Source organism: Mesorhizobium sp. M1142 (genome assembly GCF_040318565.1).
Lineage (GTDB): Bacteria > Pseudomonadota > Alphaproteobacteria > Rhizobiales > Rhizobiaceae > Mesorhizobium.
On the sequence record NZ_JAMYMK010000011.1, the window covers coordinates 95,034 to 116,654 of the forward strand.

At 62.3% G+C, this 21,621-nt stretch carries 23 protein-coding genes and 1 other RNA gene; 5 read left to right on the forward strand and 19 right to left on the reverse strand.

All coding sequences use genetic code 11. The features are described 5' to 3' along the window. Position 1 precedes the first annotated feature (1 nt). The 5 genes from ilvN to NKH42_RS19255 all read right to left on the reverse strand — a co-directional run bounded on the left by ilvN (position 2) and on the right by NKH42_RS19255 (position 4,110). The gene (gene ilvN / locus NKH42_RS19235; protein ID WP_023676680.1) at positions 2–574 is read right to left on the reverse strand and encodes an acetolactate synthase small subunit; all 573 of its coding nucleotides are present in this window, start codon (positions 572–574) and stop codon (positions 2–4) included. Between the two features lie 66 nt (positions 575–640). Beyond that, positions 641–2,392 carry an acetolactate synthase 3 large subunit gene (locus NKH42_RS19240; protein ID WP_352752530.1) on the reverse strand — a complete coding sequence of 584 codons (1,752 nt, stop codon included), beginning with the start codon at positions 2,390–2,392 and terminating at the stop codon, positions 641–643. Between the two features lie 291 nt (positions 2,393–2,683). After that, positions 2,684–3,208: a GNAT family N-acetyltransferase gene (locus tag NKH42_RS19245; RefSeq protein WP_352753541.1), complete on the reverse strand. Its 525-nt coding sequence runs from the start codon at positions 3,206–3,208 to the stop codon at positions 2,684–2,686. A gap of 22 nt (positions 3,209–3,230) precedes the next feature. Beyond that, complete coding sequence (locus NKH42_RS19250) at positions 3,231–3,542, reverse strand: hypothetical protein (protein WP_254818924.1); 312 nt, start codon at positions 3,540–3,542, stop codon at positions 3,231–3,233. A gap of 1 nt (position 3,543) precedes the next feature. Next, complete coding sequence (locus tag NKH42_RS19255; RefSeq protein WP_352753544.1) at positions 3,544–4,110, reverse strand: helix-turn-helix domain-containing protein; 567 nt, start codon at positions 4,108–4,110, stop codon at positions 3,544–3,546. A gap of 151 nt (positions 4,111–4,261) precedes the next feature. Here NKH42_RS19255 and NKH42_RS19260 point away from each other — a divergent pair, with 151 nt between their 5' ends. Then, entirely contained in the window at positions 4,262–6,088 is a 1,827-nt protein-coding gene (locus tag NKH42_RS19260) for an ATP-binding protein (protein ID WP_352752516.1), read from the forward strand. Positions 6,089–6,124: 36 nt separating this feature from the next. Here NKH42_RS19260 and NKH42_RS19265 read toward each other — a convergent pair whose 3' ends face one another. From NKH42_RS19265 to miaA, 3 genes are all read right to left on the reverse strand, one after another. Continuing rightward, complete coding sequence (locus NKH42_RS19265; RefSeq protein ID WP_352752514.1) at positions 6,125–6,511, reverse strand: ester cyclase; 387 nt, start codon at positions 6,509–6,511, stop codon at positions 6,125–6,127. A 147-nt stretch (positions 6,512–6,658) separates the two neighbouring features. Next, positions 6,659–7,453, reverse strand: a complete 795-nt coding sequence (locus tag NKH42_RS19270) for a GGDEF domain-containing protein (RefSeq protein WP_352505646.1) — start codon at positions 7,451–7,453, stop codon at positions 6,659–6,661. A gap of 104 nt (positions 7,454–7,557) precedes the next feature. Next, positions 7,558–8,526 carry a tRNA (adenosine(37)-N6)-dimethylallyltransferase MiaA gene (miaA, locus tag NKH42_RS19275; RefSeq protein WP_352753632.1) on the reverse strand — a complete coding sequence of 323 codons (969 nt, stop codon included), beginning with the start codon at positions 8,524–8,526 and terminating at the stop codon, positions 7,558–7,560. On the opposite strand from miaA, the gene serB reads away from it, so the two are divergent. Together serB and NKH42_RS19285 are read left to right on the forward strand one after the other, a co-directional pair. After that, positions 8,516–9,403: a phosphoserine phosphatase SerB gene (gene serB / locus NKH42_RS19280; protein ID WP_352752513.1), complete on the forward strand. Its 888-nt coding sequence runs from the start codon at positions 8,516–8,518 to the stop codon at positions 9,401–9,403. The two genes, miaA and serB, sit on opposite strands and share 11 nt — an antisense overlap. Then, entirely contained in the window at positions 9,400–9,972 is a 573-nt protein-coding gene (locus NKH42_RS19285; protein WP_352505644.1) for a GNAT family N-acetyltransferase, read from the forward strand. The genes serB and NKH42_RS19285 overlap by 4 nt, the downstream gene beginning before the upstream one ends. A 46-nt stretch (positions 9,973–10,018) precedes the next feature. On the opposite strand, the gene NKH42_RS19290 is transcribed toward NKH42_RS19285, so the two are convergent. From NKH42_RS19290 to NKH42_RS19310, 5 genes are all read right to left on the reverse strand, one after another. After that, complete coding sequence (locus NKH42_RS19290; protein ID WP_352752511.1) at positions 10,019–11,536, reverse strand: DegQ family serine endoprotease; 1,518 nt, start codon at positions 11,534–11,536, stop codon at positions 10,019–10,021. A gap of 143 nt (positions 11,537–11,679) precedes the next feature. Next, complete coding sequence (hflC, locus tag NKH42_RS19295; RefSeq protein ID WP_254818932.1) at positions 11,680–12,636, reverse strand: protease modulator HflC; 957 nt, start codon at positions 12,634–12,636, stop codon at positions 11,680–11,682. Further along, on the reverse strand, positions 12,636–13,730 hold the full coding sequence (gene hflK, locus NKH42_RS19300) for an FtsH protease activity modulator HflK (protein ID WP_023676693.1): 1,095 nt from the start codon (positions 13,728–13,730) through the stop codon (positions 12,636–12,638). Before hflK ends, hflC begins: the two co-directional genes overlap by 1 nt. Before the next feature lie 161 nt (positions 13,731–13,891). Further along, positions 13,892–14,410, reverse strand: coding sequence for a dihydrofolate reductase (locus NKH42_RS19305; RefSeq protein ID WP_352703563.1), 519 nt, complete (start codon positions 14,408–14,410; stop codon positions 13,892–13,894). After that, complete coding sequence (locus NKH42_RS19310; protein ID WP_352703561.1) at positions 14,410–15,420, reverse strand: DUF4424 domain-containing protein; 1,011 nt, start codon at positions 15,418–15,420, stop codon at positions 14,410–14,412. The genes NKH42_RS19305 and NKH42_RS19310 overlap by 1 nt, the downstream gene beginning before the upstream one ends. A gap of 141 nt (positions 15,421–15,561) precedes the next feature. Between NKH42_RS19310 and cobF the strand changes: the two genes are divergently transcribed. Continuing rightward, positions 15,562–16,335, forward strand: a complete 774-nt coding sequence (gene cobF / locus NKH42_RS19315) for a precorrin-6A synthase (deacetylating) (protein ID WP_352703559.1) — start codon at positions 15,562–15,564, stop codon at positions 16,333–16,335. Positions 16,336–16,368: 33 nt separating this feature from the next. Here the strand turns inward: cobF and NKH42_RS19320 are convergent, their stop codons facing one another. The 6 genes from NKH42_RS19320 to NKH42_RS19345 form a co-directional block, all read right to left on the reverse strand. After that, the gene (locus tag NKH42_RS19320; protein WP_023676697.1) at positions 16,369–16,710 is read right to left on the reverse strand and encodes a winged helix-turn-helix domain-containing protein; all 342 of its coding nucleotides are present in this window, start codon (positions 16,708–16,710) and stop codon (positions 16,369–16,371) included. An 81-nt stretch (positions 16,711–16,791) separates the two neighbouring features. Beyond that, a complete protein-coding gene (gene modC / locus NKH42_RS19325; RefSeq protein WP_352739945.1) occupies positions 16,792–17,904 on the reverse strand; it encodes a molybdenum ABC transporter ATP-binding protein in 1,113 nt (370 codons plus the stop codon). After that, on the reverse strand, positions 17,901–18,605 hold the full coding sequence (modB, locus tag NKH42_RS19330) for a molybdate ABC transporter permease subunit (RefSeq protein ID WP_254818937.1): 705 nt from the start codon (positions 18,603–18,605) through the stop codon (positions 17,901–17,903). Before modB ends, modC begins: the two co-directional genes overlap by 4 nt. 16 nt (positions 18,606–18,621) lie before the next feature. Further along, positions 18,622–19,413, reverse strand: coding sequence for a molybdate ABC transporter substrate-binding protein (modA, locus tag NKH42_RS19335; protein WP_502896044.1), 792 nt, complete (start codon positions 19,411–19,413; stop codon positions 18,622–18,624). A 281-nt stretch (positions 19,414–19,694) separates the two neighbouring features. Continuing rightward, complete coding sequence (locus NKH42_RS19340; protein ID WP_352505637.1) at positions 19,695–20,489, reverse strand: thymidylate synthase; 795 nt, start codon at positions 20,487–20,489, stop codon at positions 19,695–19,697. Between the two features lie 113 nt (positions 20,490–20,602). After that, a complete protein-coding gene (locus tag NKH42_RS19345; RefSeq protein ID WP_254818940.1) occupies positions 20,603–20,914 on the reverse strand; it encodes a DUF2853 family protein in 312 nt (103 codons plus the stop codon). 160 nt (positions 20,915–21,074) lie between these two features. Here NKH42_RS19345 and ssrA point away from each other — a divergent pair. Beyond that, positions 21,075–21,430: a transfer-messenger RNA gene (gene ssrA, locus NKH42_RS19350) on the forward strand. Positions 21,431–21,621 lie beyond the last annotated feature (191 nt).

Sequence of the window (21,621 nt, forward strand, 5' to 3'; positions counted from 1 at the left end):
ACTACATCCCTTGCGGGCCGCGGTTCATCGCCGCCACCCCGGTACGGCAGATCTCGACTAAGCCGAGCGGTTTCATGATGGCGATGAACTGATCGAGCTTGGAGCCCTTGCCGGTGATCTCGAAGATGAAATGCTCGGTGTTGGCATCGATGACGCTGGCGCGGAATGCATCGGCAAGCCGGAGCGCCTCGACGCGGGCTTCGCCGGTGCCGGCGACCTTGACCAGCGCGAGCTCCCGCTCCAGTGGCCGCTCCTGTCCAAATTCCTGCGACCGCACGGTGAGATCGACGACGCGGTGCACCGGCACGATGCGCTCGAGCTGGTGCTTGATCTGCTCCAGCACATGCGGGGTGCCGCGCGTCACGATGGTGATGCGCGACAGATGCTTTTCGTGCTCGGTTTCCGAGACCGTCAGGCTCTCGATGTTGTAGCCACGCCCGGAAAACAGGCCGATGACCCGGGCAAGCACGCCCGGCTCATTGTCGACCAGGACCGAAAGCGTGTGGTTCTCTGGTTTTTCCGTCTCCTTGGCGATGAAATAGGCCGAGCCGGTCGGTTGCAACTGTGCGTTCATGACATGAATCTCGATTTAAAACTTTTGCGCTAATCTGCTGTTTCCGCACAGCTTCCTCGAACCAGGCTACACCAGTTCCCTGCCCTTGGCGTCGATCGCGTTGGCCACAGCTTCGTCGGTCGCCTCGTCAGGCAACAGCATCTCGTTATGCGCCTTGCCGGACGGGATCATCGGGAAGCAGTTGGCGAGCGTCGCCACGCGGCAGTCGAACAGGACGGGCTTCTTGACCGCTATCATCTCCTTGATGGCGTCGTCGAGCTCGTCCGGCTTGTCGCAGCGAATGCCGTGGCCGCCATAGGCTTCGGCGAGCTTGACGAAATCCGGCATCGCCTCGGTGTAGGAGTGCGACAGCCGGTTGCCGTGCAGCAGCTGCTGCCATTGCCGCACCATGCCCATATACTGGTTGTTGAGGATGAAGATCTTGATGGGCGCCTCGTGCTGCACCGCCGCGCTCATCTCCTGCATCGTCATCTGCACCGAGGCGTCGCCGGCGATGTCAATGACCAGCGCATCCGGATGCGCGATCTGCACACCGAGCGCCGCCGGCAGGCCGTAGCCCATGGTGCCCAATCCGCCGGAGGTCATCCAGCGGTTCGGTTTCTCGAAATGATAGTGCTGCGCCGCCCACATCTGGTGCTGGCCGACCTCGGTGGTGATGTAGGTGTCGAGGTCCTTGGTCAGCGCATAGAGCCGCTGGACGGCATATTGCGGCATGATCACCTCGTGGTTCATCTTGTAGGCGAGCGAATCGCGGGCGCGCCATTTGGCAATCTGCTCCCACCACGGGTGAAGCGCTTTCTTGTCGGCCTTGGCGGTTGCCCGCCACAGCCGCACCAGATCCTCCAGCACGCGCCCGACATCGCCGATGATCGGCACGTCGGTGTGGACGTTCTTGTTGATCGACGACGGGTCGATGTCGATGTGGATCTTCTTCGAATTCGGCGAAAACGCCGTCAGCCGCCCGGTGATGCGGTCGTCGAAGCGCGCGCCGATGCAGAGCATGACGTCGCAATCGTGCATCGCCATGTTCGCCTCATACGTGCCGTGCATGCCGAGCATGCCCATCCAGTTCTTGCCCGACGCCGGATAGGCGCCGAGGCCCATCAGCGTCGAGGTGATGGGAAAGCCGGTCAGGTCCACCAGCTCGCGCAGCAGATGGCTCGCCTCCGGGCCGGAATTGATGACGCCGCCGCCCGAATAGATGATCGGCTTCCTGGCGCCGGTCATCAGCTCGACCGCCGCCTTGATCTTTTCCAGGTCGCCCTGGACCTTCGGCTGGTAGCTGGTGCGCGGCGCCGTCTGCGGCGGGACATAGATACCCTTGGCGAACTGAACGTCCTTCGGAATGTCGACGACGACCGGACCGGGGCGCCCTGTCGTTGCCACATGGAAGGCCTCGTGGATCGTTGCCGCGAGCTCGTTGACGTCCTTCACCAGCCAGTTGTGCTTGGTGCAGGGTCGCGTGATGCCGACCGTGTCGCACTCCTGGAACGCATCCGAGCCGATCAGCGAAGTCGGCACCTGGCCGGTCAGGCAGACCAGCGGGATAGAGTCCATCAGCGCGTCCTGCAATGGCGTCACCGCATTGGTGGCGCCCGGCCCCGAGGTCACCAGCATCACGCCGGCCTTGCCGGTCGAGCGCGCATAGCCTTCCGCCGCATGGCCCGCGCCCTGCTCGTGGCGGACGAGGATGTGCTCGACCTCGTCCTGCTGGAAGATTTCATCGTAGATTGGCAGAACCGCGCCGCCCGGATAGCCGAAAACATGCTTGACGCCATTGTCCTTCAGCGCCTGCACCACCATTTCGGCGCCGGTCATTTCAGTTCTTGGCATTTCAGTTCTTGGCATGTCGCGCCGCTCATTCTGTCCACTGCTCATCGGTCTGGTCCCGTACTGTTCGCCATCAGGCGATTGCTCGTCGTTTAGTCGTGTTTCGGGCAATAAAAAAGGCCCCCGAGGGAGCCTGTGTCTTGCGCATGGGAGGTCATCGCCCGGCGGTTACACCGCCTCGCCCACGCGCTTTCCTACGAGAATGAGTGCCTTTTTCATGGTGGCGGACAATAGAATTGGTTTGACGCCGCTGTCAACGGCGAATGTGCACGGGCCGGATCAGGCTGAACCAATGCGTTTCCAGTAGATGAGGGTGGCTGTGAGCCCGCCATGCGGCTTCAGCGCATAATCCGGTATTTCGCCGGCCAGCGTGAAGCCGAGCTTTTCATAGAGGCCGGAAGCCCCCTCCTCTTTTGCCGTGTCGAGGACCAACAGCGTGCGGCCTTTCTCCACGGCAACGACTTCCGCCGCCTCCATCAGGCGGGTTGCTATGCCCTTGCCGCGGCAATCGAGGCGGGTCATCAGCTTGGCGATCTCGGCCCGGTGCGGCTGGTTGGGAGGGCAGTCGAGCAGCAAGGTGACAGTGCCGACCAGAGCCTCGCCGTTCCAGGCCCCAAGCACCGCCCTTTCGCCTCTGGCGGCCGCCTGAAGCGACTTGTCCCAGAAGGCTGCGGCTATCTCCGGCGCCAGCGGATGCATGAAGCTGACCGAGCCGCCGGCAGCGACTGTCCCGATCAGCAGATCCGCCAGCATTTTTTGCGTTCCGTCAGTATTGCTGAGTGGCCTGATTTCGATCGAACTCATGTGGTTTCCCCTTCGCCGCCCGTCAGTCGAAATGACTGGTCCGCTTCCGCTTCCTGGCCCGGCGGATTTCCGCGATGCGATCGGCGTCTTCCTCTTGCAGATGTCGCCCGCGTTCCAGCAGTTCGAGCGTGTATTCCTCATAGGTCAGGCCTAGCCGCTCGGCTTTGTCCAGCCGCATCAGCATGATCTCGCGGCTCGGCGCTTTCCATGCCTGGGCATGGGCGGTCCGCCAGGCAAGAAAGACATAGGGATCGCCCTTGCCCCAGGGCGGACCGTCATAGTCGTCGAGCGGCGGCCCACCATTGTCGGAGCGTTTCGGACGGCGTGCCTTCACCTCAGCGCCTGGCCAACGCAACCAGATAGTCGGCGGCGTCCGGCCCCGGAGCGTGGAAGACGCAATCTGATGGCGTGCCGAGCGCCAGGCAGTCGCCGGTTTCGAGCTTGTGAACGATGTCGCCCTCGGTAAATTCCAGCCGCCCGGAGATAAGCCAGATCTGTTGCCTGATGAAGGCATAGGACGCCGCCGGGAACCTTACCTTGGCGCCCGCCGGCAGCTGAACCCGGATCAGTTCGAGCGGCATGTCGGAGACCGGCGAAAGGTGCCGCCGCACATAACCCGTAGCCGGATCGCGCCAGACCGGCTGGTCACGTTCGCGAAGCAGGCCACCGCCCTGCAATTCCGCCCTTGCGATCAATGTGGACAGCGTCATGCCGAAGGCGGCCGCGATGCGCACGAGGAGTGCCGCTGTCGGGCTGGTCATGCCGCGCTCGATCGTGCTCAGCATGGCTTTCGAGACATCGGACCGCTCCGCCAACTCAGCCAGGGACCAGCTGCGAGCCACCCTTTCGGTGTGTATCCTTCTGCCGATAGTAGAGGATATGTCGTTCGCTATATCATCCATTAATCCAATATATCGAAATTTTTCTGCGAGGCAACGACCGTTTCGTCCAGTTTTCGCAAAGTCCTTAATCTCCGCTAAACCATCCGGCCTCATCCCACCTTAACCCCGTTCGCCTAGGCTCATCGCTTGGGAAAAGGGGACCGGCCTCTCCATGCTCGTTGAACGCGAAGCCTCCATTGGGGAACCGACTTTGTTGGAGCGCCGCAGGGCGGAGCAGAACTACAAGCGCATTCTGGGCAATGTCGTGCAATGCGACGGCGCGCGCGCCACCATCAGCGCCTATGCCGACGACATCGAAGGCACGGTCACCGGCCTGTGGAGCGTCGGCAAGATGATCTCGATCAATCTCGGCACATCACGAACCGTCGGCCTTGTCTATGAAATCGGCAAGTCGGATCGTGCCTGGAGCAGCGAGGGCCAGAATCCGATCGAGGTCAGCATCGAATTGATCGGCGAGGTGCGCGACGGTGCCGAACCCGGCGCGAAGCCGATCTTCGACCGTGGCATCACAACCTACCCGCATATCGGCGCCATTGCCCATCGTATCCGCAGCCGCGACCTGCAGGCCGTCTACGATCTCGCCGGTCGTCATTCGATCACCATCGGCACGCTGTCGCAGGACGAGGCCATCGACGCCAATATCGCCATCGATGACACGCTGGCGCGCCATTTCGCCATTGTCGGCACCACTGGAGTTGGCAAATCGACCGCCGTGTCGCTGCTCTTGCGCAAGTCGATCGCCGCCTGGCCCGATCTGCGCGTGCTCATCCTCGATCCACACAATGAGTTCGCCGCATCGTTGCCCGAACATTGCGTCAGGGTCGATTCGACGACGCTCGACCTGCCCTTCTGGATGTTCAAGCTCGAGGAATTTGCCGAGGTGCTGTTTCGCGGCCGCGAGACGGTCCCGGAAGAGGTCGACGCCTTGCGCGATCTCATCCCCGCGGCCAAGAACCTCTACCGCAATCCGAACTCCGGCAACTATCTACGGCGCAGCACCGACGCGCTGACCGCCGACGCGCCGGTGCCCTATCGCATTGCCGACCTCATCAAGCTGGTCGACGAGCGCATGGGATTGCTGGAAAGCAAGAACGATCGCCCGACCCTCAGGTCACTGAAGGCACGTATCGAATCGGCGGCATCCGATCCGCGCTACCGTTTCATGTTCAACTCGCGCCTGATCGAGGACACCATCCACGAGACGATCGGCAACATTTTCCGCGTGCCGCATCACGGCCGCCCGGTAACCTGCTTCGAAATGGCCGGCATGCCGTCCGAGGTGGTCAATTCCGTTTGCTCGGTGCTGGCGCGGCTGGCCTTCGACCTGGCATTGTGGAGCGAAGGCCGCTTGCGGCTGCTCTTCCTGTGCGAGGAAGCGCATCGCTACATGCCGGCCGATCCGCGCCTCGGTTTCGCGCCGACGCGGCACGCGCTGTCGCGCATCGCCAAGGAAGGCCGCAAATATGGCTGTTATCTGGGCGTCGTCACCCAGCGCCCGGGCGAACTCGACCCGACCATCCTGTCGCAGTGCTCGACGTTCTTTGCCATGCGGCTCGCCAACGAGCAGGACCAGGCGATCATCCGCTCGGCAATCGCGGACTCCTCGGCCTCGACGCTGGCGTTCCTGTCTTCCATGGGCCAGCGCGAGGCCATCGCCTTCGGAGAGGGCGTGGCGACGACGATGCGGATGAAGTTCGAAAGACTCTCCGAGGATTTGATCCCAGGCAACGCCAAACGCGAGAATGCCTTGCCGTCCGAAACCGGCGACGAGGTCGACCTAGTGGCGATCGTCGAACGGCTGCGCAACATGCCGAAATCACAGCAGGCAATGCCTTTCGCGGAAGTCGTCGATCCGGGCCGGCAGGCCGGCGATTCGGACTATCGCAAGTCGTCGGCCGCACGCACCCAGCGGAACGACGATTTCGACTTGCGATACGGCCTCAAGCCGGCGACCTTCGGGCTGCGTCCGCCAGAATGATTGACCCGAGCGACTTTTAGGCAGCGCTCGCAGATATCACAGCTGAGCTTCGATGGCTGTCTTGTCTATAACTGACCACACCTGGCCAATTTTCCCTCTCTGAAACTCATAGAATACGTTCTCAGCAAACGAAATTCTTTTCCCGCTCACATCGAGCCCAAGGAACGTTCCCCTTGGCGCGCAGTCGAAGCTTAGCCGGCTCGCTACATAAGGCGGATCGGCAACCAATAGCTGAATGTCGAAGTAAAGGTCCGGAATTTCGTCGAAGTCTCTCACCAACATTTCGAGATAGCCGGACAATCCGAGTTTGCGACCGTTGTGGATCACTTCATCATGGACAAACCGCCCCAGGTTTGGCCAATCCTGCTTGTTTAGACATGCAATATAGCCCCGATAACGATCTGAAAGGTCGGATTTAGTCATGGCAACACCTCTATTTCCGGCAAGCCCCACAAAGGCAGCATCTCAGCTTGACCGGGTGACGTCGGTCTGCGTGCACCGGAAACGCAGAAAGCGATACCAGACGGCCAGCATCACGAATTTCCACCTCACGAATTTGACGACGGAATTTCAGGCGCAGACGCGGTTGCGCCCTTGCCTCTTCGCCTCATAGAGCTGGCGATCGGCGCGGCGATAGAACTCCTCGGCGGTTTCCTTGCGATCCCAGACAGCAAGCCCGACGCTGGTGGTGATTTTCAGTCGGACATTGCCTGTCAGCACCGACATGTTGGCGATCGCCTTGCGGATGCGCTCGGCGAATTTGGATAGCAGCTCGGCATCCATATTGGGCGTGACCACCGCGAACTCCTCGCCGCCGAGGCGCGCCACCACGTCGTGATAGCGTGTCATGTCCTTGAGACAGTTGGCGACCGCCCGCAACACCTCGTCGCCGACATCGTGGCCGTGGCTGTCGTTGACCTGCTTGAAATGGTCGAGGTCGAGGATCATCAGCCCGACTGGTTTCTCGATGCGGCGGAACTCTTCGAGATACTCCTTCAGCGCATCGTCGAAGTAGCGCCGGTTCTGCATGCCGGTGAGGCTGTCGGTGAGCGCCGCATGCTCCAGCGTCTCTGAACGCGCGCTGAGCGAAACGGTCATGGCACGCAGCTTGCCTTCTTCCGTCGCCTGCTTTCGGATCAGCGGATAGATGAAGAAAATGCCGAAGAACAGCGCAGTCGCCAGCAGCACGCCGGTCACAAACAGCAGCTTGTTGAGATAGATGATTTCATCGAGTTCCGAAGGCGTATTGCTAATGTCGGCGGCCAGGGTTTGCAGGAGCCCATAGGCGTAAAGCGTCACCAGGCCGGCGGCCAGGATCACAAAAATAAAGACAAAAAAGGCTGATTCCGCCTTATGGAAACGCATCTGCTCCCCGTTGGAAAGTTCCTATCGATCTTATGGCATGCGGGAACTTACGGACAGTTAACCTGGACAACTTCAACGCGAAATGGCCCCTCGGTGTCGACTTTTCAGGTTGCGCTCGAAGGAGGGGGTGAGGGCATCGAATCGATCCCCTCACCCGGACGCAATCTCTGCCATTCCGGGCCCAATTGGTGCCTGAACCAGGTCGTCTGCCGTTTGGCATATTGCCGCGTCGCGATCTTCGCGCGCTCGATGGCCTCGGGAAAACTGATGGCGCCGGCCAGCGCGGCCTGGAGCTCGCGAACACCGATCGCCTTCATCGCCGGCAGGTCGGGATCGAGGCCGAGCGCCGAAAGCTGCTTCACTTCGTCCAGTGCCCCCTTGTCCAGCATGCTGTCGAAGCGGGCATCGATCCGCTCCACCAGCGCCGCTCGCTCCGGCTCGATGACGACAAAGCGCGCGCTGCTCCTGTCGATCAACGGCCGGCCACGCGCGGCCTGCCAGTCCAGGATGGAACGGCCCGATGCGTTGAGCACCTCCAGCGCCCGCACGATGCGCTGGCCATCCGTCGGCCTCAGCATCATGCCGGCCGCAGAATCCTCGCGCAACAGGATGCGGTGCAATCTCACTGCGCCCTGTTCCTGGAGTTCGTAACGCCAGCGATCGCGGATCGACTTCGGAATGTCGGGCATCTCCGAGATACCTTCCGTGAGCGCCCGGAAATAAAGCCCGGTACCGCCGACGAAAATCACTGGCCGCTCCGAGAGCGTGCCGTCGTCGATCAGCTTCGTGACATCACGCAACCAGGCGCCGGTGGAATAGGCAGTGGACGGATCGACGTGTCCATAAAGAAAGTGAGGGACGCGGGCGAGTTCGGCAGGACCAGGCCGCGCCGTCAGCACGTCGAGCACCGAATAGCCTTGCATAGAATCGGTGTTGACGATGACACCGCCATTGCGCTCGGCGAGGTCGAGTGCGAGCGCCGACTTGCCGCTGGCGGTCGGCCCGGCTATCAGGATCGCGTTCTTCACGCGGCCTTCGCCCGCCTGTCCGCTGGAATTTTCGATGCCGCTGATCGCCACGCTTCTATCCCATCCCGCCGGCCGCGCATTGACGTCGACGCTAGCGAATATGGCCTCGCGGTCGGTCGGCGCAAGCGCTGTTCGCTGGCTGGCCGAAGGCATCGCCTGCGAGCTCGACTTGCCGGAGACCGCCGACGCTTCCGAAATAGCGGCGCGCCTGCATGCCGCGCTTGCTTCCGAACCGATCGACGTGGCCGTCCAGCCGGCTGAGAACAGGCGCAAGAAGATCCTGATCGCCGACATGGATTCGACGATGATCGACCAGGAATGCATCGACGAGCTTGCCGACGAGATCGGCGTCAAGGATCGTGTCGCCGCCATCACCGCGCGATCGATGAACGGCGAGATCGCATTCGAGCCGGCCTTGCGCGAGCGCGTGGCGCTGCTCAAGGGTCTCGATGCCGCAATCATCGACCGCATCATCGACAATCGCCTGACGCTTGCCTCCGGCGGCCGCACGCTCGTCCAGACGATGGCGGCCAGCGGCGCCTGGACGGCGCTGATCTCCGGTGGTTTCGACATCTTCACCACCCGCATCGCAGCATTGCTCGGCTTTCACGAAAATCGCGCCAACCGCCTGATCGAGCAGGATCGCCGCTTCACCGGCTTGGTCGCCGAACCGATCCTCGGCCGCGCCGCCAAGGCCGAAGCCCTTATCGAGATTTCCGGCCGCCTCGGCCTGACACCTGCCGATGCCATTGCCGTCGGCGATGGCGCCAACGATCTCGACATGATCCGTCTTGCCGGCATCGGCGTCGCCTTGCATGCCAAGCCGGCCGTGGCAGCCGCGGCAAAGATCCGCATCGACTACGGCGACCTCACCGCCTTGCTTTATCTGCAGGGTTATCGCCGGGAGGAATTTGTCGAATGACGCCGATCTGCACCGAGCGCCTGATCCTGCGCAACTGGGAAGATCGTGACCGCGAGCTCTTCCATCGCATCAATTCCGACGAGTTGGTCATGGAATTCTTTCCGTTTCGCCGCGACCGCGCCCAGGCTGACGCCAAGATGGAGGAGTTGCGCGTGGCTATCGATCGCGACGGCTTCGGCTTCGCGGCCGCTGAGATCGCAGCCACAGGTGAATGCATCGGCTTCGTCGGCATAACCCGAACGGATCATTTGCCATTCCTGCCGCCCGGCACGATCGAGATCGGCTGGCGGCTGGCACCCGAATTCTGGGGCCGCTTCTATGTCACCGAAGCAGCCGAAGCCTGGCTCACCTATGGCTTTGAAAGACTTGGCCTCGACGAAATCGTGTCCTTCGCAGTCAAGGATAACAGCCGGTCCACTGCCGTCATGGAGCGCCTGGGCATGATCGCCGACCCCGCCTCCGACTTCAACTATCCAGGTGTTCCGGACAACCACACCGCACTCAGGCGACATGTCTTCTACAGGCTGTCACGCACAGACTGGCAGGCAAGAAAAAGAGCGGCCCGCTAGCCGCCCTTTTCCTTTCAACATCAGAGTGTTGCAGGCTCTTCCGGACTCAATCCATCCGGATTGTCACAAACCTCAGCTCGCCGGTCTTCGACGCCAGCATCAAAAGCGCGTTCTTGCGCCCCTGCTCCTTCAGCGCGCCGATCCGGTCCATGACGTCCTTGGGCGTTGCGACCGATTCCTGCGCGATCTCGGTGATCACCTCGCCCGGCTGGATGCCGCGTTCGGCCGCCGCCGAATCCTTTGAGACGTCGGTCACGACGACGCCGGAGATGTCGGCGGCGATGCCGAATTTCGTGCGCGTCTCGTCGTTGAGCTCGCCGATCGTCATGCCGAGCACGGAAGCCGTCGAAACCGCAGGCGCCTTGTCGGCGTCGTCCTGGTCGGTGTTGCCGTTTTCACCGCCGCTGGCGAGCTTTTCGCCGTCTTCGAGCCGGCCGAGCGTCACCTTGACCATCTGCTCGACCCCTTTGCGCACGATGATTACGTCGACCGCCTTGCCGACTGGGCTCTCCGCCACGACGCGAGGCAGGTCGCGCATTTCATGGATGTCCTTGCCGTCGAACTTGATGATGACGTCGCCGGCCTGGATGGTGCCGTTGTCGACCGGCCCGCCCTTGATGACGCCGGCGACCAGCGCGCCCTTGGCGGTCGCCATGCCCAGGCTCTCGGCAATGTCGTCGGTCACCGGCTGGATGCGCACGCCAAGCCAGCCGCGCCGCGTCTCGCCGAACTGGCGAAGCTGGTCGACGACGCCCGAGGCAAGCTGCGACGGGATCGAGAAGCCGATGCCGATCGAGCCGCCCGACGGCGAGATGATTGCCGTGTTGATGCCGATGACCTCGCCGCTGCTGTTGAACAGCGGTCCACCTGAATTGCCGCGGTTGATCGCGGCATCGGTCTGGATGAAGTCGTCATACGGGCCCGAATTGATGTCGCGATTGCGCGCCGAGACGATGCCGACCGTCACCGTGCCGCCGAGACCGAACGGATTGCCGATCGCCATTACCCAGTCGCCGACACGCATCTTGTTGGAATCGCCAAACTTCACAGCCGTCAGCTTGTGCCCTTTCGGATCGACCTTCAGCACCGCGACGTCGGTCTTGGTGTCGGTGCCGACCAGCGTCGCCTTGAGCGTCACCCCATCGGAGAAATTCACCTCGATGTCGTCGGCATCGGCAATGACGTGGTTGTTGGTCACCACGATGCCCTGCTCGGCGTCGACCACGAAGCCGGAGCCCAGCGACTGCACCTTTTGCCCGCCGCCGCCCTTGTCGCCGCCACGGTTCTTGAAGAAATCGTCGAAGAAGTCCTGGAAGGGCGAGCCTTCCGGCAGCTGCGGCATCGGCACTGCGCCCGGCCCCTCAGTGCCTTTAACAGTCTGCGACGTCGAGATGTTGACCACGGCGCCAAGCAGGCCGGCGGCGAGATCGGCAACCGAGGGCGGCCCGTCGGCTGCCATCGTCGGCGCCACGAACGAGGGAACGGCAACGGCGCCGACCAGAAGCGCGGCGGCCCCGGCGATGAACGTCCGCCTCGCTGCACGCAGAAGGGTGGTGGATGTCATCGAAAGGCCTCCGGGTGTTCTGAAAAAACCGCTTCGGCAAAAATGCCGGTCCGCGTCATGTTGGCAAGAAATAAGGCACGTTTGCGGCTATGGCTACGGCCAGAGGATAAATCCTCCGTTACGCCGCCGCCCCTGCACCGGCCCTACTGGCCGGTGCTTGGCTGTGCCGCCGGTGCGGCGGGAGCGGCAGGCGGTGGTGCCGCCGGTGCCGCAGGCGTTTCCTTGCTGTTCGGGTCGCGGAAAAAGCGGAAGAACTCGGAATTCGGCGACAGCACCATCGTCGTTCCGGTACTGTTCAGCGCCGTGCCATAGGCATTCATCGACCGATAGAAATCGAAGAAGGCCGGATCGCGCTGATAGGCACCGGCAAACGTGGCACTGCGCTGGGCTTCACCTTCACCACGCAGGATTTCAGACTCTTTTTGCGCTTCGGCGACGATTTCCACCACTTCGCGGTCGGCGCGAGCCCTGATCCGCTGCGCTGCCTCGTTGCCGCGCGCTCTCAGCCGCTCGGCTTCAGCGAGACGTTCGGCCTTCATGCGGTCGAAGGTCTGCTGCGAAACTTCGGCCGTGAGATCGGTGCGGCGGATGCGGACATCCTCGATCTGCAGGCCAAGCGAGGTGGCATCGGGCCTCAGCTGATCGCGCACCTCGCGCATCATCACGGCGCGCTCTTCCGAGAGCGCCGCCTCGAAGTCTCGCAGGCCATAGACGCGGCGCAAGGCGGCGTCGAGACGCGTCCTCAGCCGGGCCTCGGCCAGTTCGATCTGGCCGGAGACCGCGGCGCGGAACACACGCGGGTCCGAGATACGATAGGCGATAAAGGCATCGACCTCATAGAACTTGCCGCCCGAAACCTGGACACGGATGTTGTCGAGGTCGAAGCGCAGCACCCTGTTTTCGATCAGCTGCACGGTGTCGGCATCGAAGAAGGAGAATGGCGCCTTGAAATAGATGCCCGGCTGGTTCTTGACGTCGACGATTTCGCCGAACCTGAGCACCAGCGCCTGCTGGCGCGCATTGACGACGAAGACCGACGAATAGAGCAGGAACAGGATGACCGCGGCGATGACCGCAATGACGGGAAGACGGTTGGCCATCACTGGTTTCCTCCGGTGGCCGGTGCCGGCGCCTTCTGCTGCAATGCCGGCAGCGGCAGGTAGGGAACCACCCCTTGCCCATTGCCCTGCTCGACGATGACCTTGCTCGAATCCTTCAGCACCCTCTCCATCGTCTCCAGGTAGAGCCGCTTGCGCGTCACTTCCGGCGCCTTTGCATATTCGTCATAGACCGAGATGAAGCGCTGCGCCTCGCCTTCGGCCTCCTGCACGACCCGGTTCTTGTAGGCGGCCGCGTCTTCCCGGATCTGCGCGGCCGCACCGCGCGCCTGCCCGAGCTTCTGATTGGAATACTGATTGGCCTGCTCGACGAACTTGTCCTCGTCCTGTTCGGCCCGCTGCACCTCGTCGAACGCGTCTGCCACCTCGCGCGGCGGCGCGGCGTCCTCGATCGAAATTGCGTTGACGTTGAGGCCGGCCTTGTAGCCGTCCAGCGTCGTCTGGATGATCTCACGCACCGACGCCGCAATGCCTTGCCGGTCGTCGCGGAAAATGTCCTGCGCCGGGCGCCGGCCGACCGCTTCGCGCATCGCGCTTTCGGCGACCTGCTGCAGCATGCCGTCCGGGTCGGACACGTCGAACAGATAGGCCTTAGGGTCGGAGACCTGATAGGCCACAGAGAACTGCACATTGACGATGTTCTGGTCGCCGGAAAGCATCAGGCCATTGCCGCTGGAACTGCCGCCGCCGATGCTGACAAGCTGCTCGGCGATGTTGGCGGTCTCGACCGTTTCAATGGGCCACCAATGGAAATGCAGGCCAGGCTGCGAGAGCTCCGCCTTCGGCTTGCCGAACCTGAGCTCGACCGCAACTTCGTCGGGCTGCACGGTGTAGACCGCCTTGAACGCCCATAGCACCACCAGCGCCGCGGCAATCAGCCCGAACACGGCCGGGCTCGCGCCACCGCCGCCCGGCAGCGCGCGCCGCAACCTGTCCTGCCCGCGCCGAATGATATCCTCGAGATCGGGAGGCGAGCCCTGCGGGCCGCTGGGTCCCTTGGGTCCCTGACCCCAAGGCCCCTGATTGTTGCCGCCGCCCCACGGGCCGCCGCCGCCGCTCTTGTCGTTCCAGGGCATGAATGTCCTTTCGCTTGGAATTCCCTCAAGCGCCGGCTCACCGGCGCAAAATCCAATATTATTCTTCTATAGGGATGCGACGGCACGCTTTCAACGCGATCGGCTGCCGCCACTGTCCGCCTTTTGGGTCCATTTAAACCTGTCGCGACGCTTTGTCGTCTTCAATGCACGTCGCGGCGCCGCTCGTAAACCGAATAGCGTGTCGCATGGCTGTCCTTTTCGCCAGCCGCCACGTCTTGCGAGCGGACGATCCGCCACAGCGCCGGATCGATCGGCGGGAAATGGGCATCGCCGTCGACCGCGGCTAGAACATGGGTCACGTGCAGCCGATCAGCCAACGGCAGCGCCTGAGCGTAGATCTCCCCGCCGCCGATGACGCAGATCTCGTCGGCGCCGGCCATGCAGCGCCCGCGCACCGTCGCCAGCGCGATCGCGTCCTCGATCGAATGCGCGACTTCGACGCCCTCGGCGCGCCATGCCCTGTCTCGTGTCACCACGATGTTGAGCCTGCCCGGCAATGGCCGGCCGATGCCTTCATAGGTCTTGCGACCCATGATGATGGGCTTGCCCATCGTATCGGCCTTGAACCGCTTGAGATCGGTGGAAAGCCGCCACGGCAACCCACCCTCGCGCCCGATCACGCCGTTCTCGGCGATGGCGACATAAATCGCGAGATCCATCAGCCGCCGTTCCCGCCATCGGATGGCTCCAGCAGCAATATGTCGATGTCGTGCTCGGGGTAGAAGTTCTGCGCCTTCATCTCGAACGTCGTCGGTCCGATCTTCCTGACGTTTTCGCCGCAAAACGAGACCAGGTTCTTCGGATCGCCCTTGTCGACGGTCAGCTTGAACGTACCGATGTTTCCCGAGGCCCAGTTGCCGCCCGTGGTCAGGATATAGGCGATGCGGTTCTCGAAATATTTGGGATAGCCGTCGGGATCGTCCTTGGCTGCCTTGCGCACGGCATTCTCGAAGGCATCGTCCATGCAGTAGCGTGTCTTGTAGGCGGCATACTGGCCCTGGAACTGGCCGTCATAGAAGAAGCTGACCGAGGAGGTGCCGCCGACGCTCGGCTTGTAGCGATGCGAGACATGGACCGCCCTGTTGGCCGGAAAGGTCGAGCGCCACCAATAGGTCGAGCGCAATTGCCAGAACGGCGTATAGACGGTCTTCATGCCCGAACCGTCGTCGGCGGTGTCCTCGATGATGATGCCGCGATTGACCCAGTCGTCGGTGACCGCTTGCGGCAGCTTTGCCAGCGCTGCCTTGGCCGCATCGCCGAACGGATAGAACGGCACGCCCTGCGCCTTCAGGTCAGCGCCGATGTCGATGCCGAGCGCGAACACCTTCTGCTCGAGCTGCGGCTTTGCCGGCACCCCGTCGATCGTCACTTCGAAGCCGAGGAAATTGTCGCTCTGCGCCTCCGGAATTGCCGGTATTTCTTCGGGGTCGCCTTCGATGTCGGGCATCGGAAAGGCGACGATCGCATTGACATCCTTGTCGGTGTTGTTGCGGAAGACGTAGTCGACCGTCACCTTTTCCGGCGAGATGTAGAGATCCTCGCTTTCCATCGCCACCGCATCGCTGCGCGAAAGGATCAGCCCACCAGTGCCGAGTTCGGCGACCGAATCATTGGCGAGCGCAGGCGTAGCCGAGAGCGCCAAGGCTGCGGTCAAGACGTAACGGAACATGGAAACTCCCCCGGCGAGAATGCCAACAGGACTCTAGCTGTTCAATGTGGCGTTTCAAAGCCTTTCGGCAAATGCGCCGGCGCCTGCCGGCATGTCGTGTCGGTCTAGACACGCCGGTTCCGATCGGGCAGGAGTTCGCCCATGCGCAAGCTTCTCGTCATCGGCATCGGCGCCGGCAATCCGGAGCACATGACGGTCCAGGCCATCAACGGCCTCAATCGGGCCGACGTGCTGTTCATTCCCGACAAGGGCGCCAAGAAGAGCGACCTCGCCGAATTGCGCCACCAGATCTGCGACCGCTTCGTCACTAATCCGAACTCCCGCCGTGTCGAATTCGAGTTGCCGGTGCGCGCCGAACCGGCGCCTTCCTACCGCTCGACCGTCGACGACTGGCACGAAGCGATCGCCGTGATCTACGAAGGCCTGATCCGCGACGAACTCCCCGAAGATGGCTGCGGCGCCTTCCTGATCTGGGGCGATCCATCGCTCTACGACAGCGCGCTGCGCATCCTGGATCGCGTGCGCCTCAGAGGCAATATCGCGTTCGAGCTGGAGGTCATCCCTGGCATCACCGCCATCCAGGCACTCGCCGCCAGTCACAAAATGGCATTGAACCGAATCGGCGACGCCATTTTGATCACCACCGGCCGCCGGCTCACCGAGGAAGGTCTGCCCGAAAACGCCGGCAGCACCATCGTCATGCTGGACGGCAAATGCGCCTTCAACACGCTGGACGACAAGGACGTCACCGTCCACTGGGGCGCCTACCTCGGCACCCCCGACGAGATCGTCATCTCGGGCCGGATTGGCGACGTCGGCGACAAGATCGTGAGCACCTGTGAGGAGGCCCGCCGGAAAAAAGGCTGGATCATGGACACCTATCTGCTGCGCAAGCCGGGCGAGCCGGAGGAGTAGCAGGGATCGAGCGCGGCATGAATTCCGCCGAGTTCACGCTGCGTCGATCTCGGCCTGCAGCGCCTCCATATGCGCCGCCGCTGCTGAAGACGCAGCCCGCTCGATGGCGCGGAAGCGGCTGACCACAGCAAGCCCGACCGACGTCAACTGGGCGCCACCGCCTTTTTTGCCGCCCGTCTGTGCCGCAACCAGCGGCTTACCGAACACCCGGTTCATGTCTTCGACCAGATCCCATGCGTGCTTGTAGGACATCTCCATGCCGCGCGCCGCGGCGGAAATCGAGCCGAAGGCGGCGATCTGTTCCAGAAGCTCGATCTTGCCCGGCCCGATGCGGCCATCCGGATCGAGATTTATCCGCAAACTCAGCGACGGCATTTGCTCCTCCGCGGTCACGCTATTCTACAAGTTCTGCGGCGATACCGCTATTCCCAAACGATATAGCGAATCATCGGCCGTTCACCCATCCGCCTCGGCCGGCAAGCCGGCGCCGGTATTCGCCCGGTCGAAGCTCACCGTCTTGACCACGGCGAAGACCTGTCGACCAAGCCGAAGCCCCAGCGTCTGCCGCGACTGTTCGGTGATGCGGGCAAGCACAGTTGCGCCATTGCAGTCGAGGCCAATCTCGACCGTAGGCCCTTCGCCCGGCTCTATCGCCACGATCGTGCCCGGCAGTATGTTGAGCGCGCTGAGGCCAACCGGCTGCTCGGTGGCGATCATCACGTCGCGGGCTCGGATGCGGACGCGCACCGGCGCACCGACTGGCGTTGCCAGAAGCGGCACCCGGATCTCGCCCGCCAATGAGCCTAGCACCGTCATGCCAAAGGCTTCGTCGTGGCGCAGAACCGCGGTATCCAGCACGGCACCGCCCTCGCCGCGCTCTTCGGCCGGCAATAGATCCAGACGCTGCATGATCGCTCCGGTCGGACCGGAAGCAGCGACCTTGCCTTGCATCAGCACCACGACGTCACTCGCCAACCGCGCCACTTCGGCGATCGAGTGGCTGACATAGACGATCGGAATTTTCGTCTCGTCGCGTAGCCGCTCGATATAAGGCAAGATCTCGGCCTTGCGCGCCTCGTCGAGCGACGCCAGCGGCTCGTCCATCAGCAGCAATTTCGGACTGGCAAGCAGCGCCCGGCCGATTGCCACGCGCTGCTTCTCGCCACCGGAGAGTTTTGCCGGCCGCCGGTCGAGCAGATGACCGATGCCGAGCAGTTCGACCACGCCATCGATATCCGCGTAGCGCTCGGCAGCCGGCGTGAACCAACGGCCATAGCGCAGATTGCTCCCCACGCTCATATGCGGAAACAGCCGCGCATCCTGGAACACCATGCCGATCCGCCGTTTGTGTTTCGGCACGAACACGCCGGCGTCGCTATCGACCAGCACGCGACCCTCGGCCGCGACACGGCCTTTGTCGGGGCGGATCAGCCCGGCAATCAAATTGATGAGCGTCGTCTTTCCGGAACCGGAAGGCCCGAACAGCGCAGTCAGCCGCCCGGCGCTCTCGAAGCGGGCATTGACGGCGAAATCGCCAAGCCGGTGGCTGATGTCGACCTGAACCGTCATTCGATGTCCATCCGCCGGCCGACACGCCGCGCCAGCACTTCCGAGGCCACGAGTGCCGCCATCGATATGACGATCGAGATCAGCGTCAGCCTGAGCGCTCCGGCGTCGCCGCCGGGAACCTGCGTGAAAGTGTAGATAGCCGACGGCAGCGTCTGCGTCTCGTTCGGGATGTTGGAGACGAAGGTGATCGTCGCGCCGAATTCGCCCATCGCCTTGGCGAAGGAGAGGATCGCACCGGCGATCAGGCCGGGCAGGATAAGCGGCAGGGTGATCGTGCCGAATACCCATAGCGGATTGGCGCCGAGCGTGCCGGCGGCCGCCTCGATTTTGCGGTCGACGGCCTCGATAGACAGCCGGATCGCCCGCACCATCAGCGGAAAACCCATTACGCCGCAGGCGAGCGCGGCGCCCGTCCATCGAAAGGAAAAAACGATGCCGAAGTGCTCGGCCAGGAAAGCCCCGGCCGGACCGCGCTTGCCGAAAGTCAAAAGCAGCAAATAGCCAGTCACCACCGGCGGCAGGATCAGCGGCAGATGCACCAGACCATTGAGCAGCGTCTTGCCCCAGAACTGGCCGCGGGCAAGCACAAGGGCGATTGCTACGCCCGGCGGCAGGCTGGCTATCATCGCCACGGTCGCCACCTTGATCGACAGCCGGACCGCGTTCCATTCGTCGGGAGTAAGATCCAGCAGCCAGTTCATGCGTCAGCGCGTTGCCCTAATTGCTCGGCGCGAGCACGGTAAAACCTTGCGCCTTGAAGAGTTCGCCAGCCTTGGCGGATTGCAGGCATTTTAGGAATGCCGGGGTATCCTTACTCTCCGAATCCGCAAGCTGGGCGACTGGATAGATGATCGGCGGATGGGTACCCGCGGGGAAAGTGCCGACCACCTTCACGCCAGGCTCCGCATGCGCATCCGTGGCATAGACGATGCCGAGTGCTGCCTCGCCGGTCGACACCAGTTTTAGAGCGGCGCGCACATTCTCGGCCTGCGCCACTTGGCCTTCGACGGAAGACCAGACACCGAGCGATTCGAGGGCTGCCTTGCCGTATTTGCCGGCCGGCACCGCCTTGACATCGCCCATGGCAAGTTTGCCGTCACCGACGAGCCCGGCAAGAGCGAACCCCTTTTCAATCCTGGTCTCGACCTTGGAATCCCGCGGCGCAACCAGCACAATCTGGTTACCGAGCAGTTTCACTTCGGTTTCGGGCTTGGTCAGCTTCCTGTCGGAAAGATATTTCATCCAGTCGAGATCGGCCGAGATGAACACGTCTGCCGGCGCGCCGCTTTCGATCTGCCTGGCCAGCGCCGAGCTCGCCGCGTAGGAAATGGTTGCCACCTCGCCGACGTCGGCCTCGCAGGCCTTGTTGACGGCGTCGAGCCCTTCCTTGAGGCTCGCCGCAGCAAACACGACCACCTTGTCATCGGCATAGGCCGCCGGCACCACGACCATCAGCATGGCGGCGAGACCGACTTTGGCAATCGTCGTCGAACCCTTGCGCGTCAGCATGAAACTCTCCTCGTCCCGGATCGCCCGAAGCCGTCTATCGATATATCCATGTGAACATAACAAGGAAAGGTTCTTTACCGGCCACGGTCTTCTGGGCTGAGGTTTTCCTGGCCTGCGATAATCTTCGTTGGATACAGCGGTATCGAGGCCGAAGGAAATATTGCATAAAAACAGCGACCAGGGATTGCGTCAGGTCGACGTCGGCCGATCAAGTTGAATGCTGACACGCCCAAGGGCGTAGCCGCAGTAGGCAATTTCGATATGGACGGTCAGCTATGGTGCTAGACCGCGATCGGTGCCTTGATCGTCGCGTCGGCGAAATAGTTGTCGAGCCGGAAATCCTCGAAGCGGAAAGCAAAGATTTCCTTCACCTCGGGGTTTATCCATAGCGTCGGCAACGCCTTGGGCGTGCGCCGCAATTGCTCGCGCGCCTGCTCGAAATGGTTCGAGTAAAGATGCGCATCGCCGAGCGTGTGGATGAAATCGCCGGGTTTCAATCCGGTCACCTGCGCCACCATCAGCGTCAGCAAAGCATAGGAAGCGATGTTGAACGGCACACCGAGAAAAATATCGCCCGAACGCTGATAGAGCTGGCAGGAAAGCTTGCCTTCCGAAACATAGAACTGGAACAGGCAATGGCAGGGCGGCAACGCCATGGCCTCCACCTCGGCCGGGTTCCACGCCGAAACGATTAGCCGCCGCGAATTAGGATTTTTGCGTATCTCCTTCAGAAGATTCGCAATCTGGTCGATGGCGCCGCCATGGTCGTCCGGCCACGACCGCCACTGTTTGCCATAGACCGGGCCAAGATCGCCGTTCTCGTCGGCCCACTCATCCCAGATCGAGACGCCGTGATCGTTGAGATATTTGATGTTGGTGTCGCCGGCCAGGAACCACAAAAGCTCGTGGACAATCGACTTCAGGTGCAGCTTCTTGGTGGTGGTGACCGGAAAGCCGCGGGCCAGGTCGAAGCGCATCTGGTAGCCGAATACCGAGCGCGTTCCGGTGCCGGTACGGTCGCCGCGATCAGCGCCGTTTTCCAGCACATGCTTCAGAAGGTCGAGATACTGGCGCATCGGCTCCGGTCCGATTCGGGTTGTCAGCCATCATAGCCGAATGACCGTCGGCCGAACACAGCAAAGCGAGACGATTCCAGCAGAAGGCTCACCAGCATCAGCGGCGAGGTTGCTCAGAGCGAGCCGAGCATGCCCAGATCCCTGGCGACAAGGTAGTAGAACGTCACCCGGCTCTTGCTGTTGTCGGCCGCCATCGCCTTGCAGGCCTTTTCGATAGCCGCATCTGCCTTGGCGCCGTCGGTGACGCCGAGCTTGCCGGCGACCCAGCTGTTCCTGACGCGCTTCAGTTCCTCCGGGTCGGTGCAGGACACCAGCGAGGAATCGCGGTTCCTGAGCGCGATGCCCAGATGTTTGACGATCTTGGCGACCGCGTCGGCATCCGCCGCCGCATCATATTTCTTTACGTCTGCAAGATAATCGGCCATCGATTTCCCCTCGTCGGCGCCACGGGATCCGGTTGATGAGGATTGTGGCGCGCTGCCGCAAGTATGCGCTAGGTCTCCTCACCGCCACAAAGCTTCGGTTGAGACCGGCTGCAAGTCAACCCTTCATGATCCACTTTGGTACGGACGAAAGTGGCATTCCGGCCTTTCATTTTCCACCGCCAGTCCCTATATTCGCTTCGTCGGCTCGACCGACTATGGCGATAAACAGGCGATGAAATAAGCCGTTCGGACCCGGGGGCGGTACCCGGCGCCTCCACCAAAAACCGCTGCTCAGGAGCGGCTTTTGCTGGGGGCGAAATAGGATCGACGAAGGTGTAAAGATCGTACTTTTGCCCGGCATTGTACCACCGTTATCGGGCTAAACTTATAGTTGCCAACGACAACTATGCGGAAGCACGTCTCGCCGCGTAAGCGGTGCGATAGCTTCAATTCAAGCCCTAGTGGTTCGCACTTCTAGGCGGGGTTCGGAGGTACCTGGCAACAGAAACCTCCATTTCTCCCTTTTTTGATAGGCGCAGCTGCAGGTTGGCCGGCGGCTTTTTTTATGCGCCCTGACAGACCCAAGGCGCCGCGGCGTTTATACCAATCCCTGGCTGACCGCATCGATCGCACCGGCGAATGTTTCATCAACGTCTCAGGCTGAGGCGTCTCAGGCTGAGGCGAAAGCCCAAGGGCTTCCCATTATC

What these genes read in the sequence shown, in the direction of transcription:
- NKH42_RS19245 (WP_352753541.1), bottom strand. Translation starts at nt 3,208, where the DNA reads ATGAGTTCGATCGAAATCAGGCCACTCAGCAATACTGACGGAACGCAA.
- NKH42_RS19310 (WP_352703561.1), bottom strand. Translation starts at nt 15,420, where the DNA reads ATGTTCCGTTACGTCTTGACCGCAGCCTTGGCGCTCTCGGCTACGCCT.
- NKH42_RS19340 (WP_352505637.1), bottom strand. Translation starts at nt 20,489, where the DNA reads ATGCGCCAGTATCTCGACCTTCTGAAGCATGTGCTGGAAAACGGCGCT.
- modA (WP_502896044.1), bottom strand. Translation starts at nt 19,413, where the DNA reads ATGCTGACGCGCAAGGGTTCGACGACGATTGCCAAAGTCGGTCTCGCC.
- NKH42_RS19255 (WP_352753544.1), bottom strand. Translation starts at nt 4,110, where the DNA reads ATGGATGATATAGCGAACGACATATCCTCTACTATCGGCAGAAGGATA.
- NKH42_RS19270 (WP_352505646.1), bottom strand. Translation starts at nt 7,453, where the DNA reads ATGCGTTTCCATAAGGCGGAATCAGCCTTTTTTGTCTTTATTTTTGTG.
- NKH42_RS19290 (WP_352752511.1), bottom strand. Translation starts at nt 11,536, where the DNA reads ATGACATCCACCACCCTTCTGCGTGCAGCGAGGCGGACGTTCATCGCC.
- NKH42_RS19345 (WP_254818940.1), bottom strand. Translation starts at nt 20,914, where the DNA reads ATGGCCGATTATCTTGCAGACGTAAAGAAATATGATGCGGCGGCGGAT.
- ilvN (WP_023676680.1), bottom strand. Translation starts at nt 574, where the DNA reads ATGAACGCACAGTTGCAACCGACCGGCTCGGCCTATTTCATCGCCAAG.
- NKH42_RS19285 (WP_352505644.1), top strand. Translation starts at nt 9,400, where the DNA reads ATGACGCCGATCTGCACCGAGCGCCTGATCCTGCGCAACTGGGAAGAT.
- NKH42_RS19305 (WP_352703563.1), bottom strand. Translation starts at nt 14,410, where the DNA reads ATGGATCTCGCGATTTATGTCGCCATCGCCGAGAACGGCGTGATCGGG.
- cobF (WP_352703559.1), top strand. Translation starts at nt 15,562, where the DNA reads ATGCGCAAGCTTCTCGTCATCGGCATCGGCGCCGGCAATCCGGAGCAC.
- NKH42_RS19260 (WP_352752516.1), top strand. Translation starts at nt 4,262, where the DNA reads ATGCTCGTTGAACGCGAAGCCTCCATTGGGGAACCGACTTTGTTGGAG.
- hflC (WP_254818932.1), bottom strand. Translation starts at nt 12,636, where the DNA reads ATGGCCAACCGTCTTCCCGTCATTGCGGTCATCGCCGCGGTCATCCTG.
- NKH42_RS19265 (WP_352752514.1), bottom strand. Translation starts at nt 6,511, where the DNA reads ATGACTAAATCCGACCTTTCAGATCGTTATCGGGGCTATATTGCATGT.
- modC (WP_352739945.1), bottom strand. Translation starts at nt 17,904, where the DNA reads ATGACGGTTCAGGTCGACATCAGCCACCGGCTTGGCGATTTCGCCGTC.
- NKH42_RS19320 (WP_023676697.1), bottom strand. Translation starts at nt 16,710, where the DNA reads ATGCCGTCGCTGAGTTTGCGGATAAATCTCGATCCGGATGGCCGCATC.
- serB (WP_352752513.1), top strand. Translation starts at nt 8,516, where the DNA reads ATGCCGCTGATCGCCACGCTTCTATCCCATCCCGCCGGCCGCGCATTG.
- hflK (WP_023676693.1), bottom strand. Translation starts at nt 13,730, where the DNA reads ATGCCCTGGAACGACAAGAGCGGCGGCGGCGGCCCGTGGGGCGGCGGC.
- modB (WP_254818937.1), bottom strand. Translation starts at nt 18,605, where the DNA reads ATGAACTGGCTGCTGGATCTTACTCCCGACGAATGGAACGCGGTCCGG.
- NKH42_RS19240 (WP_352752530.1), bottom strand. Translation starts at nt 2,392, where the DNA reads ATGACCGGCGCCGAAATGGTGGTGCAGGCGCTGAAGGACAATGGCGTC.